We start from the raw sequence: 15,422 nt of genomic DNA, 5'->3' as shown, positions 1-15,422 counted from the left end.
ATAAGGGCACCAAAAAAATTAAAAGAGGTGCTAAAATGTACGGAATCATTAATTACGAGGTATTTTTACTAACAGGAATTCTATTAAATCTTATTCCTGGTGCAGACACAATGTATATTGTGGGAAGAAGTATTTCACAAGGAAGACAAGCAGGTGTTTATTCTGTTTTTGGTATTATTACAGGATCTTTAATCCATACGTTATTTGTTGCTTTGGGTTTATCAATCATTCTTACAAAATCTGTTATTTTATTTAACACAATTAAAATTGTTGGTGTTATTTATTTGATGTATTTGGGAATTAGAATGTTGATCGATAAAACAAATGCAAGTTTTGATATTGCTCCAACCAGTAAATTAAACATCAGAAAGTTATATATACAAGGACTTTTAACAAGTCTAACTAACCCAAAAGTTTCTTTATTTTTCATTGCGTTTCTCCCGCAATTTATAGATACAAAGGTTTCAGGTCCTATTCCTTTTATCATTTTAGGACTTACTTTTACATTCACTGGATTTCTATGGTGTCTATTTATTGCAACTTTCTCTTCGTATGCTACAAAAAAGCTAAGAGGAAACCAAAAGGTAGGAATGATTTTAAACAAAATAACAGGAATAATTTTTATTGGCATGGGGTTAAAGCTACTGCAAACAAAAGCTCCTTAATAACATTTAATAAGCATGGCCCCCCTCATAAATGTTATATAAGGTTTAAGTCGATTTATAAGCAAAAAACCTTTCAGAATATACTCTGAAGGGTTTTCTGCTTATTCCTTTTGAATAATCTGTTGGCTTTTTTATGTTTGAGTAAATCCTTAATGAACTAACGGGTGCGTTAGCTGAAGATCGGAGCTGTCTTTAAGGCAGCTCTTTTTTTATGGAACTAAAGGGGCAGTTTAGTGCAATTAAGACGGGTAAAAATCCAGCTCTCTTTTAAGTCGCTCTTGAGACATATTATTCAGCTAAGAAAAGTAAAAAATAAAAATCCATCCCTGAAAAGCTTCAAGGATGGATTCAGACAAACACCAAGATCCTTAGGGTGTCTCTTGGATGACCTATAGATAGGTAAGTTATCCAGGTTATTACGTAAAACGAACATAATATATAGAAAAAGAGAATGTGCTTAAACGGGAACAAAAGTCGAAGATCCAGCTGCCATAATTGGTGGCTTTTTTATTGACTAAAGTGCAGATTTGGTCTGTATATAGAGGGGGGCATCGAGGATTAAATATTTTTGCCCCCTTAATACTAAGGTTCCTTTCGAATTAATATAAACGGACTGTGTAATGGACTGAAAAAAAAGAAATTTTCTATACACGCTTTGATATATATCTTTTTAGGCTGTAATCTATGATATTCATGAAATATTTATAGATGGTACACAAAGGTATTTTTCAAAAATAGTAGGAATGCTATCCACCATTTTATCAACATGGGTATTTGCTTCATATATAACGTCTTTGAAAGACAAAGCTGGTCGATAATTGCATTCTTATTCAGTGTATAAATTTTAAGACTCTTCGCTTCAAATAAGTAGACGTGTTTCCCTACTTAAGACAATCAGTAGTTGTTCTCGAAAGGGGGATTTAATTTGAAGAAATTTATTGTTTGTTATACCTTGGAAAATGATATTAAACGAGAAAAAATATTAAAAGGGCCAGATGTAAAGAAGGAAGACGTTCTACAAGATGCATTAGATAAGATAGTACGAAGTGATTATTTTATTGCGAAAACCGACCAAGGAGAATATAGGATAAATTCTTCCTTAATTCGTTATATACAGGTTTTGCATGAAATGCATTGTTATAAATACCATACTGACCATCAATGGCTAGTGAGTAAATAAAAGGTTATTTCTTTGCATAGTTTTCTTCAATTTTGTTGAATAACTTGAATATGGGAGAGAAGATTAATGTCAGAAACGTATCGTTCTCGTCAGGAACGAAAACAAGTGGAAAAAACAAAACAAGATCAAAAAAAAGATAAAAATTCCCCTAAAAGAAGGTCTTTCTTGAATAAAGTTTTACTTTGGTTTTTACTGTTAGGTGTTGTTTCAATTGGAATAGGGGCAGTTACGGTTGCAGCAATGATTAAGGATGCACCTAAAATAGATGCTTCAAAACTAGTCGATCCGCTTTCTACCAAATTATACGATAAAAACGGGAATTTCCTTTACGAATATGGTAAAGAAAAGCGGACAAAAATTGAGTATTCTCAAGTTCCAAAAATGTTGGAACATGCTTTCATTGCCACGGAGGATGCACATTTTTATGAACACAATGGCATTGATATAAAAGGAACTGCGAGAGCAATCTCCAAGAACCTAAAAGGGGATTTCGGATCTCAAGGCGGAAGTACCATTACACAGCAGGTCATTAAAAACTCCTTTTTGTCACCTCAGAAAACAATAAAGCGGAAGGTACAGGAATGGAGCTTGGCCTATCAGCTTGAGCAAAAGTATTCCAAACATCAAATCTTAATGATGTATTTAAATAAGATATACCTTGGAGACGGGACATATGGTGTAGCAGCTGCCGCCAAAAATTACTACGGAATCGATGCCGATCATCTAAATAAATTAACGCTTCCGGAGGCCGCTATGTTGGCGGGGCTCCCACAGAGTCCAAGTAATTACGATCCCACTGAACCCGAACATGTGAAAGCTGCAACAAATCGTCGTAATATTGTTTTAGAAGCTATGTATAAACAAGGGTATATTACGAAAAAGCAATTGGAGGATGCAAAGAAGGTTTCAGTTACAGCAGGACTTGTTCCAAAAACGAAACAGCAAGGAATGCCGTACGAGGCGTTTTTGGACGCTGTTGTAAAAGAAGTTGAAAGAAAGCTGAAAAATGTAGATATCAGTTCGGATGGATTATCTATTTATACGACGCTAGATCCAAAAGCTCAGACCTATGCGGACAAAATAATGAACACCGATACGATTATTTCTTATCCAAATGACAATTTTCAAGGAGCCTTCGTATTTTCAGATACAAAAACAGGAGAAGTTCGAGCTATTGGAAGCGGTCGAAACCAATATAAAGCTTCCTTCCGAGGCAACAACTTTGCGGTTGATATTAAACGTCAACCAGGATCTACTTTCAAGCCAGTCTTTGATTATGGTCCGGCTATTGAAAATTCAAAATGGTCTACAGCACACCAAATTAATGATCATGAGATAACCTACTCAAATGGTCAGTCTATTTCTAACTGGGATCATCAATATCACGGAATGATGTCGATTAGAACAGCACTTCAATGGTCATACAATATTCCAGCACTTCTTACCCTTCAAGATGTAGGGATGGATAAAGCACAAAATTTTGCAGAAAATCTGGGTATTACTTTTAATAATAATAAGGTGTACGAATCATATGCGATTGGAAGTAATACGGTTAATCCATTAGAGTTGGCAGGGGCATATAGTGCTTTTGGAAATAACGGTGAATACAATACACCACATTTTGTTCGTAAAGTTGTCTATCCTGATGGCAGAGTTGTTAATTTAACTCCAAAGCCAAAACGTGCTATGCATGATTACACAGCTTATTTGGTGACGGATATGTTACGGACAGTCGTAAAATCTGGTACAGGAAAAACAGCAAATGTCCTTGGACTAGATGTGGCTGGAAAAACTGGCACAACCAATTTTGACAGTAAAACCAGAGCACAATATGGATATCCAACCGGTGCGGTAAATGATAGTTGGTTCGCTGGTTATACACCGCAATACACTATGGCGGTTTGGACTGGATATACTAAAAATGGTCCAGGTAATTATATGGATGGAAATTCAACTAAAATCTCGCACCAAATGTTTAAGGCCATGCTGGAAGCGTTTGGAACAGACCAAAGTAGCTTCCAGCAGCCTAGTGATGTATACCGGGTGAATAATGAACTGTTCATTAAAGGTGCAAATCCTGAAGAAGCTCCACCAGTTACAAAAAATAATAAAGAAAAATCATTGGATATTGGTGGAAATAAAGAGGGTAAAAAACATAAACAAGAGGAAGAGAAGCCTAAACAACAAGAGGAAAAGCAACACAAACAAAAGGAAGAGAAGCATAAACAACAAAAGGAAGAGAAGCATAAACAAAAAGAGGAAAAGCAACACAAACAAAAGGAAGAGAAGCATAAACAACAAGAGGAAAAGCAACACAAACAATAAAGATTTTTAGGATGGAATCGCATTGGTTCCATCCTTTTTTATGATACACATAAGAGAGTGTGAGGGTTTCTACTTAAACTAACGAGTGCGTTAGCTGAAGATCTGAGCTGTCTTTATGGCAGCTCTTTCTTTATGCAACTAACGGGGCAGGATAGTTGAAGAAGGAAAGATAATCTAATGTTAAGCATAAGACAAATACTGCGAAACTAGCCCTGTAATTCATCCAGGGAGAAACGTAATAAAAAAAGTTAACCAATTTAGTTAACTTAAGGACCATCTATTATTTTAAAAGTGTAAAAGAATATCTTTGCGGATTTTGTTTCAACATTCTTGTTGCTAATTGGAACAATAAACCAGTGACATTTATTATTTTAAAATATATCTTAAAGCTGAGGTGTTCTATATGACAAAACTAAATAAAGTAACGTTAAACAAAAGATTGCTAACTACCGGTTTCGCTTTCATTATTTTATGTGCAGGTTTAATCGGTTTTAAGCATGCAAATATTAAGGGGTTAGAACCAAGTGTAGCCAATGCAGCAACTGTAACTTATACAGCAACTGCTAACCTGAATGTCCGTACAGGTCCATCTACTGCTAATAAAATTATAGCAACGGTTAAACAGGGCACAAAGTTAACGGTTATTGGAAAAGATGCGAGTGGATGGCTAAAGGTTAGCTTAAATGGTCAAACAGGTTATGTTAGTAGCCAATATGTAAAAATATCAAACTCTTCATCTGGCTCTAGTACAGCAACTGTAACCTATACAGCAACTGCTAACCTGAATGTCCGTACAGGTCCATCTACTGCTAATAAAATTATAGCAACAGTTAAACAGGGCACAAAGCTAACGGTTACTGGAAAAGATGCGAATGGATGGCTAAAGGTTAGCTTAAATGGTCAAACAGGTTATGTTAGTAGCCAATATGTAAAAATATCAAACTCTTCATCTGGCTCTAGTACAGCAACTGCAATCTATACAGCAACTGCTAATCTGAATGTCCGTACAGGACCATCTACTGCTAATAAAATTATAGCAACAGTTAAACAGGGCACAAAGCTAACGGTTACTGGAAAAAATGCGAATGGATGGCTAAAGGTTAGCTTAAACGGTCAAACAGGTTATGTTAGTAGTCAATATGTAAAGGTATCCAATCCTTCATCTGACGCCATTCAGGTTGTTGCAAAGCCTGAAAGTATTCCAGTGCTAGTCAATAAAAAAAATAAGCTACCAGAAAACTATGTACCAAAAGACTTAGTATATACGTCGATACCGTTTACTTTTAAAGAAAAGACAGAAAAAAGAAAAATGCGAAGTGAAGCAGCTGCTGCCATTAGCAAATTATTTGCGGAATCCAAGAAGCAGGGAGTAAGTCTTCTCGGTGTATCTGCATACAGATCACATGCTACACAAGTTGCTCTATTTGATTATTATGTAAAAAGGGATGGTTATGCCAAAGCAATCACATACAGTGCATTACCTGGAACAAGTGAGCATGAAACAGGCCTTGCTATTGATGTGACAGGAGGAAATGGTAAATGCGCGGCACAGGATTGCTTTGGAGGTACTAAAGAAGCAAAATGGCTCCAGGCACATGCAGATGATTATGGATTTATTATCCGATACCCTAAAGGAAAAGAATCAGTTACTGGTTATAAATATGAACCATGGCATCTTCGATATGTAGGCAAATCAATAGCTCAAACTATTATGAGCCAAGGAATTACTCTTGAAGAATATTATTATACTAGAGCCGTTCAAAACTAAAGAAATGCTCCTAAAGATATATTGGTTCTAGTGCTAAAACTTTAATACACTATACGCAGTAAATAGCCTCATCAAAAACTTGATGAGGCTATTTATATTTAGGTATACTACCTAGAACTGATTATGTAAAAGAGATAGACAAATAATGTGCTTTTCTTATAGAACTAACGGGTGCGTTAGCTGAAGATCGGAGCTGTCTTTAAGGCAGCTTTTTCTTATGGAACTATCGGGGCAGTTTAGTTTAACAAGAACAACTGATAAAATAACAATAAGTTAATTCAAGAAATTTAATAGTGAAAATAAAAAATAATGGGGGAAGAGACAATTTGGGGAAACGTACAAAAACAATCTCAATTTTTGTCATATCAATGATTTTTATATATGCAATATTTGCAAGTATAGAAACTGTAAATCTAAGTTCTAAAACTGTCGATGAAGCATTTGAAAAATTCATAAATAGCGAATTTAAGACTGAAGTTGCTCAAAATGAAATTGGCGATAAAGAATTTTACCGAATTGGTAATTATACATTTGTGCCATTTGAAGTTGGTAATAATGTTTCATTAGTACAGTTTGAAAAAGGGAAATTTGGTTGGAAACAAACATACTATTCTCAAGGTGAAGATAGAGGTTATTCATATTCAAGTGTTGTTGATGAGTTAAATGAAGATATTCTTTTACACGGTGTCATACCAAAAGATATAGTTACTGAAACGAAGACCATAAAAGTTAATGGAATAGATGCAGATATTGTTATGCTCAATGATAAAACTAGAATTTGGATATTGATGAACAATAATAATCAAAAAAACTTCTCTAACATAAATATAGACTTCTTAGATAATGTTGGAAATATAATCGGTAAAATATAAATACAAATATCATTTCTAAAGGTAGTTGCTATTATTGTGAATAAGTACACTTAAACTAACGGGTGCGTTAGCGCCATAAGAAGGCCGCCAATTGGTGGCCTTTTAAAAGTATGATTCTTTATATAATCATACTTTTTTTGTCTTGCTCCCTCTTTTTAAACAAAAACTGTGACATATGAGAAAGGTAAATTAAAAGGTATGAGCCCGGTACAATACCAAGCTCATGCCCAACGGGCTGCCTAACGAAATAACCTGTCTAACTTTATGGGGTCAGTTCACGTAGAGGAGATCGACTTTTTAGGTTGGAATTCTCTTAGAGTATAAAATTTCCGATATGGAAGGTATAGCGTTGTTCCTATCGTTCGTAAAAGTACATTTTTGCGAACGGCGCATTTTTTTATAAAATCACCTACTTTTAACGTCCGTTAAAGTATGGATAAACAAAGTGGGAAAAATTTTGAACGAGAACGATATCAATTGTTAAAACGAATGATCCGGAAAGGGGATGTTCTTTACATTCATTCACGGGATCGTTTTGGACGGAACAAGGATGAAACCCTTAGATTCTAAGACTAAGTGTTTTTATTTGTCAGATTGACTTAAGGTTGTAAATGAGAAAGGTGTCACGATTGTTTGCTTAATTGGCTAGTAATTTTGTTCTTAATCTTGACATTTCTTTATCCATTAAGGAAGAAGCTTTGGCAAGCTCAATTAGCTGCTTTTGAGCATCCTCTGGTATAGTCTCGCCTTGATATTTATAGTTTAGTTTATGCTCGGTGGATGCCCAAAAATCCATAGCGGAAGTACGAATTTGTATTTCTGCAGGAACCCATATTATTTCGTTGGATAGGATGACTTGGGTTTCTACAATCAGGTGCAAACTTTTATATCCGCTCATTTTCGGGTCCTGAATATAATCCTTTACGCGTATCATTCGAATGTCTTCACGTTGCTCGATATGCTCCTTCAACATATATACGTCATCAATAAAACTTGTGACAATTCTAACTCCCAAAATATCTCTTATTTCATTCCTCACCGCTTCTTGTGTTAAAGGAATTTCTTTTCTTTGTATTTTCTCCACCAAAGAACTTAATTTTTTCATACGTGTTTTCATATGTTCAATAGGAGAATAGCCATGTTGTGTTTTCCATTCTAAGTCAATAACCTTGAAATCACTTTCTAATTCATGTAATGCCATTTGGTAAGGTAAAAAGAACCCCCTCCAATTGTCTAATACTTTTTGAATAACCTCGATTTTCATCTTTTTTTTCAGCATGTCCACAGCCCTCCTGTTATTATTCTGTTATCATAACCAAGATACCCTAAAAAAAAGCAACTTTCCATATTTGTGAAAGTTGTTTTACTGATTATTTATCAACAGAGTGAATAAGATTGTGAAGAAATGTACTTAAACTATCGGGTGCGTTAGCTTAAGATCTGGAATGTCTTTAAGGCAGTTTTTTCTTTATGGAATTAACGGGGCAGTTTAGTTGCATAAAATAATGGGAAATTGACCCAAATATAACTTGTTTTATGTTAGCATTTAAGGAACATACTTTTTCAAAGGGGCTTATTATGCAAAAGACATTTATTATTGTTTCTTATTCGTTATTCTTTGTACCTCTAATTTTCATTGTGAATTTTCTGTTTGATATTGTTACACTTGAAAAGATAGAAGGGTTGCCTATATTTTTTCCTTTAGTATTTTGTCTTTTTGGACTTTTCTTCGCTTCAAAAGCACATAAAATCCAAAAGGATGTTTTGACGATTGGTGCTATCATTGTAAATTCGGTCTTATTATTTTTTCCTTTTGTATATATGATTTTAGGAACAGTGATATTTGGTGTTTAAGTTTTAGATAATACGATGACTTTTCTTCAATAACAGGTGCTTTACTTCAATAAGAGAGTTGCTTTGGCAGCTCTTTTTCTTATGGAACTAACGGGGCAGGATAGTTGAAGAGTGCTGTTTGACCTTTGTTCAGCAATTGACCATATTCTTGAATAAAAGAGAAGGGATTATTTGTAAGTAAGTCGAAGTTAATGTCAGAAGATGTTATTTAGTTTAGCATTGGGACGTACTACTCAACATTAAGGAGAAAGAAAATTATAAAGAAAGTGGGAGATCTATTGGATACAAAAGAGATATTGAAGCGATTCGAACAGGTGGCTACATACTATATTGAAGAGTTAAGTAAATATTCGCTAGATGAGTTTACAAGGAAGCCTTCTGAGGAAGAATGGTCATTAGGACAAATGTACAATCATTTAATAAAGGGCACCCTTCAGCTTCATTTGAAAGCCATTAAGCAATGTGTTAATAGCACTACTTCCGATGACGGTGAAAAAACAGAAATAGGCGAATCGATTTTCAAAGAAGGAACGTTTCCTCCAATCAGGTTAAAAGGTCCGGATACACCAGATTTCACACCGCCAAATCCTACAGGAAAAGAAGAAGTAAAGGAAGGACTGCTTCAAATCATTGAGAAAATGCAAGAGATAGAGAGAAAGCTCTCTGAAATTCCGGCCAGCCAGAAAGTTCAGCACCGGAGAATGGGATATTTAAATGCAGAGGAATATTTTCAGCTAATCGAAATGCATTTCCGGCACCACTTACGGCAAAAAGAACGTATCGATCAGTTTCTTTTAAAAGTAAGTAAGTAATCTTTATTGTTGAAGCAGTTATTGAACGTCGGAATAATCAGCAGGAGCCCAGTTGAGGGAGTTTAAAGAGCTGAGAGGGTGCCATTCAAGTTATACTAATAAGCAGTTTACAACGAAGGTTGATTATGAAACTGTTGAATGACGAATAGAATTGTTCCGTTAAAGGGCGCTTTAATGGAGTAACGAAAAAAGCCCAATTTCTCAATTTTAATGCTGAGAAATTGGGCTTTTTAATATCGAAATTTCTTTAACGTTATAAATACGCATTTTCCTGACGCTACCTCTTATAGAACTAACGGGTGCGTTAGCTGAAGATCGGATCGGAGCTGTCTTTAAGGCAGCTTTTTCTTTATGCAACTAACGGGGCAGGTGAGTTCAAAATCAATTGTGGGGAACCGTATCACAAGTAGGGCGAAATTTGGGCCTTAAACGCTTGCGGTCTCGGGAGTCGCAAGCGTTTATTTTTGATTACCCGCGAAGACCGTCGCATAGGATCGAAACGATGCGGTCCGGAAAAGTCCCGTCGTCCCCGGTTGCCTGCAAGATGCCGATAAGAAGGACTTTGATATCCTCAATGCGAGCATCAGCCCGAACAGAGCCGCTTTGTTGGGCACGGGCGAGAAGATTGTCAATCCCTCGCCAAAAATCCCTCGCAACCTCCGAACGTCCAGCGTCTATATTCAGACTGCTAACAAGGGCATCGGTGATCGCCTTGTTTGCAATCCCCTCGCGTATGATTCTTGCAAAATAATGAAAGAATGCTTCGCCCGGGTCGTCGTGGTAAAGCAATTGATTTGCTTCTTCGATAAGACGCGTCTTGTGGCTGACAATAACGGCCCCAAACAAATCTTCCTTGGTCGGGAAATGCCGATAGACGGTACCCACGCCCACACCGGCACGTCGGGCGATTTCATCCATCGAGACGGAGATGCCTTCGGTCATAAAAACCCTATGGGCGACATTGAGCAGCTTATCCCGATTTCTTTTGGCATCTGCACGCAATGCCTTCTCGGGAGTCGTGGCGACGACGGAATCGGTGGTGTCACCGTCTCCAGCTGAAATTTTATTTTTAGACATCTTGGGATAACACCTCTTTATAAATATTACATCACTTGCGATTTATTGACAAACGGAGAGCGTTCTCCGTATAATCATAAACGGAGAGTGTTCTCCGTTTATGACGGTGAGGTGATTCGCGATCGATTCAAGTGTGTCCCCCGAAATGTTTCAACTCGAACGCCGTAAATACAACTCGTTGAAAAGGAGTATAAAAACACATGCAAAATTCATCAAGCAAAAGCGCGCTGTTGGTCATGGATATGCAAAACAGCGTCGTGTCGCGGTTCGTAGACAGCGAAAAGACACTGCTTCCGTTCCAAAAGGCAATTGAAGCCGCACGCAGTCACGCTATTCCCGTTATTTTCGTACGTGTCGCATTTCGCGCAGGTTATCCCGAGATTAGTTCTAGAAACAAAATGTTCGCGGGTATTGCCGGTAGGGCCGGAACAGCGGCGGCTCCGGAAGTGACGATGCAAATTCATGAATCCGTGCAGCCTCGGCCGGACGAGCCGATCGTGACCAAGCTTCGAGTGAGCGCGTTCGCCGGAAGTGACCTTGAGGTGATCCTTCGGTCCCGCCAGATCGACACGCTGATTCTCAGCGGTATCGCCACAAGCGGGGTCGTTCTATCGACTTTACGGGAAGCAGCAGATAAAGACTTTGCCCTTACGGTTCTTTCCGACGCCTGTATCGATGCCGATCCCGAGGTTCATCGTGTTCTAACCGAGAAGGTGTTCCCCCATCAGGCCGAGGTGATACCTGTCGATGCGTGGGTGGCTTCTTTATCCAACTAACTCACAATCGTGTTGCGCCCCAACTCACCAACGGCTCCTAGCATCTGAAGGGCGAATTTACCTATGGACTGAAATTTGGGACCAGTATTCAGAAGTGTGAGAACGAGTTATTATTTAGGACGCACTTCTTGCAATAGAACTTGTGGATTGCGTTCTCAGAACCCAGCCGAACTGCAAAAGGCACCCAAATATAGTAAGTTTGTTTAATTAAGCTATATAGGAAGCGGAATCGTCCTGCATTCGTCTTATCAAGAAGCTTGACGGCGAGAAGAAGTGATGGGTCCGAGAGATTGAACTAACGGAGTACGATAGTTAACGAATATGGTATATGAAAGCTGGCTTTCCTTAGTGTACAGGAATCCGGCTTTTTAGCTTTCGACATTATGCTTAACGTACAATTTTACCGAAATGGTACGGTGAGCCCTTATGGGCTATAATAAGCAGTTTTGCATTTCTATCTAATAAGCCATGTTTTCATTAGTCGATTCTTATATTTTCGATCTTCAACAATCGGGAGCTATTCTTTAAGACTCACTAAAAATAATCAAAATATTTTATAAAAACTGTATACTCAATCACAAGAAAATCCATTTTGATCAATCATTTTTCAAAATGGATTTTTTTATTTACGCTAATATGTGGGTTAAAGAGGACATATTGATTAATCTTTATTTCAAAGCTACAGCAGTTAAAACATTTCATTAACTTCCCATGATTCAACTATTTGATGCGCCATCCTTGGATCATATCCTTTACCCATCAGATAGGCAATAGCTGCAATTTCCATCATCGCATGAGGGATGGATGTTTTTTGAGCTTCGTTTAAACCATACTGTACCCATGGTCCAACCTGTGACAGTGTTTCTTGTTTGAGATGGTGTGGGTTAGTGTAAGAAGGATACACAATATTACTTCCTTTCAAAATATAGTTAAATATCACTATCCTATATTATGCACCTTAACTCATCCCGTGTTCGATAATCTCTAATTTTATAGATTAAAGTTATGAATCAAAGGATTCCCTTTTTCAACAATAGAGGGAGGTTAGTTTAAGTGAGGAATTTTACAATTATTCCTAATTGAAGTATTGTAACTTCCTTGAGGAGAAAAAATCACCCTAAAAAAACTAAATCAGTTTCAAGCTAAAAGTGAATTTTTTGAAATTGGTTAAACTAGTGTATCGATTGATTCTTCAAAGATTTACGAAAAAAGTTGACAAAGTCCACTAATTACAATATTGTATTAGTGGATTAAGTCCACTAAAAAAGGAAGTAAAGAATGAATATAAGTAAAAATACCATGGCTGATATACGGCAATTCAATAGATTTTATACGAATATACTTGGTGTATTGGATAAGCATATTTTGGATACCGGGTATTCTTTCACTGAGGCACGGGTAATTTTAGAAATCGGTTTGATGGAGCAGTGTATAGCAAACAATTTAGTTGATAAGCTGGAAATCGACCGCAGCTATATGAGCAGAATAATTAACAAGCTGAGTAAAGATGGACTGGTCATGAAGGAAAACTCGACCTTGGATAACAGAACTAGTCTGATTCGGTTGACCCCTGAAGGGATGACTCTTTTTAACCAGCTTAATGAAAGATCTGATGAACAAATAGTGAGGTTATTCCAAGGATTATCACAAAATGAAATAAAAGAAATCCATGCTTCTATGATGTTCATTCAGAAAAAATTAGATAGTTTGGGGAGAATATAGGATGATACGTTTTGAAAATGATTATACAGAAGGTGCTCATGAGCGAATTCTGAAACGATTAATAGAAACCAATGAAGAACAAACACCCGGATATGGAGTGGATGAACACTGTGAAAAGGCGAGAGCTTACATTCGAAAAGAGTGTGATGCGGCGAATGCAGATATACACTTTTTAGTAGGGGGAACACAAACGAATACAACTATCATCGCTTCAATTTTACGGCCACACCAAGGTGCAGTTGCTGCAATTACCGGGCATATCGCGGTACATGAAACAGGAGCAATTGAAGCCACTGGTCATAAAATACTTACTTTGCCGAGTGATGATGGAAAAATTCAAGCTGAACAGGTGAAAGAATTATATGATGCTCACTGGAATGATGTTACTTATGAGCATATGGTACAGCCAGGCTTGGTTTACATTTCTAACCCTACGGAAAATGGAACGACTTATAGTAAAGCCGAATTGGAAGCATTAAGTAAAGTTTGCCGGGAATGTGGTTTGCCATTGGTATTGGATGGAGCTAGATTAGGGTATGGTTTGGCTTCAAAAGACAGCGATTTAACCTTGGCAGATGTTGCAAGGCTATGTGATGTGTTCTATATAGGGGGAACGAAAGTTGGTGCAATGTTTGGTGAAGCGGCAGTCATCATGAATGATGCCCTGAAAAAGGATTTCCGGTATTTTATCAAGCAAAAGGGAGGATTACTGGCTAAAGGGAGACTATTGGGGATCCAGTTTGAAACCTTATTTGAAGATGGCTTATACTATGAAATTTCTAATCATGCCGTGGAAATGTCAATGATGATTCGAGAAGCATTTGTTGAAAATGGATTTTCATTACGATATGATTCCACATCAAATCAGCAGTTTCCCATTTTGCCTGAAGATGTAATTTTGGAATTAGGCAAAAAGTATTCATTCTCCTTCTGGGAAAAGGTCGATGCTACACACAGTGCTGTGAGATTTTGTACCAGTTGGGCTACGAAAAAAGAACATGTTGAAATGCTGGTAGAGGATATCAAGGCAACAAAAGGAGAAAAAAATGGCCACGATAGAGTTATATTCAGACAATAGTTATCTAAAAGAATGTTCGGCAAATATTGTTTCGATACAAGACCGGTTTGTCGTGTTCGAGCAAACCATTTTTTATCCAGGTGGCGGTGGGCAGCCTTGTGACCGAGGGGTTATTAAACAAGGTGATGAAACTTATAATATATTAACAGTAAAAAAAATAGATGGTGAAATCATTCATGAACTAGAACGCCCATTACAGGATATTAATCAAACGGTAGAAATGGAGATTGACTGGTCTTGGCGGTTTCAGAATATGCAGTATCACACATTATTGCATGTCATTTCAGGTTATTTATATCAACATTACAATGCTTTAGCTACAAGCAGTCAAATTGAAAAAGAACATGCGAGATTAGAGCTGTCTTTTTCTCCTGAAATAATGGGAGAAATACCATTTGAACAATTAGAACAATCGATAAAGAAGGTACTGGCACACCCCCATAATGTTTACACGAAAACAATTAGCAGGACTGAGGCAGAGCAAAAGGAAGGGGTTATTAAAACGGTCATTAATTTACTTCCAGCTTCTCTTAACGAAATTCGAATCGTTCAAATAAATGATATTGATGAGCAAGCATGTGGCGGAACTCACGTCAACAACACAAATGAAATTAAAGACTTTTCCATTATGAAAATTCAACAAAAAGGTCCCACGAAAAAAAGGATTAAAATTCAACTATTGGATTAAGTTCTGCTATCCCTTCTTTTATCAATGAGGAATATACGGGAATAGTTCCATAAACGGCAGCATCAAATAGATCAATATTTTTATCCCAAGCTGCAGCTGCCAATTGTAATCCAATTAACGGGTGCTTTACTTCATTACCAGGAGCTGATCTGCAGCTCTTTTTCTTATGCACCAAAAGGTCAGCTATGTTGAAGAAGACCAGTTTGCTTATGGTATAGTTTATTAAATTTTGATTGTAGTTTTATGGGGGAAATTTAATGTCAAATAAGTTGAAAGATGTAATGGGATTGTTTTTTGAAAAAAGTGAGAGTACAAGACCATTTACTCTGATTAGATATTTAATGATAATATTAATGGGCTTGAATTTAATATTAGGGTTAATAAATGAGTTTAATTTTAATTTCATAAAATATTTATTAATCTTATTAGGAATTGGTTCAATAATAGACGCATTCGAAAGACTCTTAAAAAAGGAAAATAAGAGTTGGCTGTTATTAGATTTTGGTGTTGCGTTTGTATGGTTCACACTATTTTTTTTGTATTGAGAGAATTAACAGGCCTTACTTCAATAAAGGAGTTGCATCGGCAGCTCTTTTTTTATGGGG

The 15,422-nt window shown here is 36.8% G+C and carries 16 protein-coding genes and 2 pseudogenes; 14 read left to right on the top strand and 4 right to left on the bottom strand.

The annotated features are described in order from the left end of the window. The first annotated feature begins 35 nt into the window (after window positions 1-35). The 7 genes and pseudogenes from MKY17_RS22750 to MKY17_RS22720 form a co-directional block, all read left to right on the top strand. A complete protein-coding gene (locus MKY17_RS22750; protein WP_098372090.1) occupies window positions 36-665 on the top strand; it encodes a LysE family translocator in 630 nt (209 codons plus the stop codon). 925 nt (window positions 666-1,590) lie between these two features. Further along, the gene (locus MKY17_RS22745; RefSeq protein WP_098372091.1) at window positions 1,591-1,845 is read left to right on the top strand and encodes a hypothetical protein; all 255 of its coding nucleotides are present in this window, start codon (window positions 1,591-1,593) and stop codon (window positions 1,843-1,845) included. A 66-nt stretch (window positions 1,846-1,911) separates the two neighbouring features. After that, window positions 1,912-4,170, top strand: coding sequence for a PBP1A family penicillin-binding protein (locus MKY17_RS22740; protein ID WP_098372092.1), 2,259 nt, complete (start codon window positions 1,912-1,914; stop codon window positions 4,168-4,170). Between the two features lie 403 nt (window positions 4,171-4,573). Next, window positions 4,574-5,095, top strand: a pseudogene (locus tag MKY17_RS22735) (SH3 domain-containing protein); the annotation flags it as partial. Between the two features lie 9 nt (window positions 5,096-5,104). Further along, a complete protein-coding gene (locus MKY17_RS22730; RefSeq protein WP_339202441.1) occupies window positions 5,105-5,938 on the top strand; it encodes a D-alanyl-D-alanine carboxypeptidase family protein in 834 nt (277 codons plus the stop codon). A gap of 326 nt (window positions 5,939-6,264) precedes the next feature. Then, entirely contained in the window at window positions 6,265-6,810 is a 546-nt protein-coding gene (locus MKY17_RS22725) for a hypothetical protein (protein ID WP_144548844.1), read from the top strand. Window positions 6,811-7,242: 432 nt separating this feature from the next. After that, window positions 7,243-7,371: pseudogene (locus MKY17_RS22720) on the top strand (recombinase family protein); the annotation flags it as partial. Window positions 7,372-7,447: 76 nt separating this feature from the next. Here MKY17_RS22720 and MKY17_RS22715 read toward each other — a convergent pair. Continuing rightward, window positions 7,448-8,089, bottom strand: a complete 642-nt coding sequence (locus MKY17_RS22715; RefSeq protein WP_098370179.1) for a GTP pyrophosphokinase — start codon at window positions 8,087-8,089, stop codon at window positions 7,448-7,450. 299 nt (window positions 8,090-8,388) lie between these two features. Between MKY17_RS22715 and MKY17_RS22710 the strand changes: the two genes are divergently transcribed. Then, complete coding sequence (locus MKY17_RS22710) at window positions 8,389-8,664, top strand: hypothetical protein (protein WP_339200797.1); 276 nt, start codon at window positions 8,389-8,391, stop codon at window positions 8,662-8,664. 278 nt (window positions 8,665-8,942) lie between these two features. Continuing rightward, the gene (locus tag MKY17_RS22705) at window positions 8,943-9,476 is read left to right on the top strand and encodes a DinB family protein (RefSeq protein WP_098370177.1); all 534 of its coding nucleotides are present in this window, start codon (window positions 8,943-8,945) and stop codon (window positions 9,474-9,476) included. Window positions 9,477-9,944: 468 nt separating this feature from the next. On the opposite strand, the gene MKY17_RS22700 is transcribed toward MKY17_RS22705, so the two are convergent. Then, window positions 9,945-10,553 carry a TetR/AcrR family transcriptional regulator gene (locus tag MKY17_RS22700; RefSeq protein WP_339200795.1) on the bottom strand — a complete coding sequence of 203 codons (609 nt, stop codon included), beginning with the start codon at window positions 10,551-10,553 and terminating at the stop codon, window positions 9,945-9,947. 200 nt (window positions 10,554-10,753) lie between these two features. On the opposite strand from MKY17_RS22700, the gene MKY17_RS22695 reads away from it, so the two are divergent. Next, a complete protein-coding gene (locus tag MKY17_RS22695) occupies window positions 10,754-11,329 on the top strand; it encodes an isochorismatase family cysteine hydrolase (protein ID WP_339200794.1) in 576 nt (191 codons plus the stop codon). 688 nt (window positions 11,330-12,017) lie between these two features. On the opposite strand, the gene MKY17_RS22690 is transcribed toward MKY17_RS22695, so the two are convergent. Beyond that, on the bottom strand, window positions 12,018-12,233 hold the full coding sequence (locus MKY17_RS22690; protein ID WP_098370174.1) for a hypothetical protein: 216 nt from the start codon (window positions 12,231-12,233) through the stop codon (window positions 12,018-12,020). Between the two features lie 374 nt (window positions 12,234-12,607). Here MKY17_RS22690 and MKY17_RS22685 point away from each other — a divergent pair, with 374 nt between their 5' ends. Genes MKY17_RS22685 through MKY17_RS22675 form a run of 3 tightly spaced genes read left to right on the top strand, consistent with a single transcriptional unit; the run spans window position 12,608 to window position 14,817 of the window. Continuing rightward, window positions 12,608-13,051 (top strand): MarR family transcriptional regulator, encoded by a 444-nt coding sequence (locus MKY17_RS22685; protein ID WP_098370173.1) that lies wholly within the window; start codon window positions 12,608-12,610, stop codon window positions 13,049-13,051. A 1-nt stretch (window position 13,052) separates the two neighbouring features. Further along, window positions 13,053-14,129 carry an aminotransferase class V-fold PLP-dependent enzyme gene (locus MKY17_RS22680; protein WP_339200793.1) on the top strand — a complete coding sequence of 359 codons (1,077 nt, stop codon included), beginning with the start codon at window positions 13,053-13,055 and terminating at the stop codon, window positions 14,127-14,129. Then, window positions 14,098-14,817 carry an alanyl-tRNA editing protein gene (locus MKY17_RS22675; protein WP_339200792.1) on the top strand — a complete coding sequence of 240 codons (720 nt, stop codon included), beginning with the start codon at window positions 14,098-14,100 and terminating at the stop codon, window positions 14,815-14,817. Before MKY17_RS22680 ends, MKY17_RS22675 begins: the two co-directional genes overlap by 32 nt. Here the strand turns inward: MKY17_RS22675 and MKY17_RS22670 are convergent. After that, window positions 14,795-14,989 (bottom strand): hypothetical protein, encoded by a 195-nt coding sequence (locus MKY17_RS22670; protein ID WP_098370170.1) that lies wholly within the window; start codon window positions 14,987-14,989, stop codon window positions 14,795-14,797. The genes MKY17_RS22675 and MKY17_RS22670 overlap by 23 nt on opposite strands. Window positions 14,990-15,074: 85 nt before the next feature. On the opposite strand from MKY17_RS22670, the gene MKY17_RS22665 reads away from it, so the two are divergent. Beyond that, the gene (locus MKY17_RS22665; protein WP_098370169.1) at window positions 15,075-15,362 is read left to right on the top strand and encodes a hypothetical protein; all 288 of its coding nucleotides are present in this window, start codon (window positions 15,075-15,077) and stop codon (window positions 15,360-15,362) included. The last annotated feature ends 60 nt before the right edge of the window (window positions 15,363-15,422 follow it).

Source organism: Peribacillus sp. FSL P2-0133 (assembly GCF_037975445.1).
In the GTDB taxonomy this organism is placed as follows: domain Bacteria; phylum Bacillota; class Bacilli; order Bacillales; family DSM-1321; genus Peribacillus; species Peribacillus simplex_E.
Note: the sequence above shows the minus strand (reverse complement) of the source record. Positions and strands in the feature narration are given on the sequence as shown.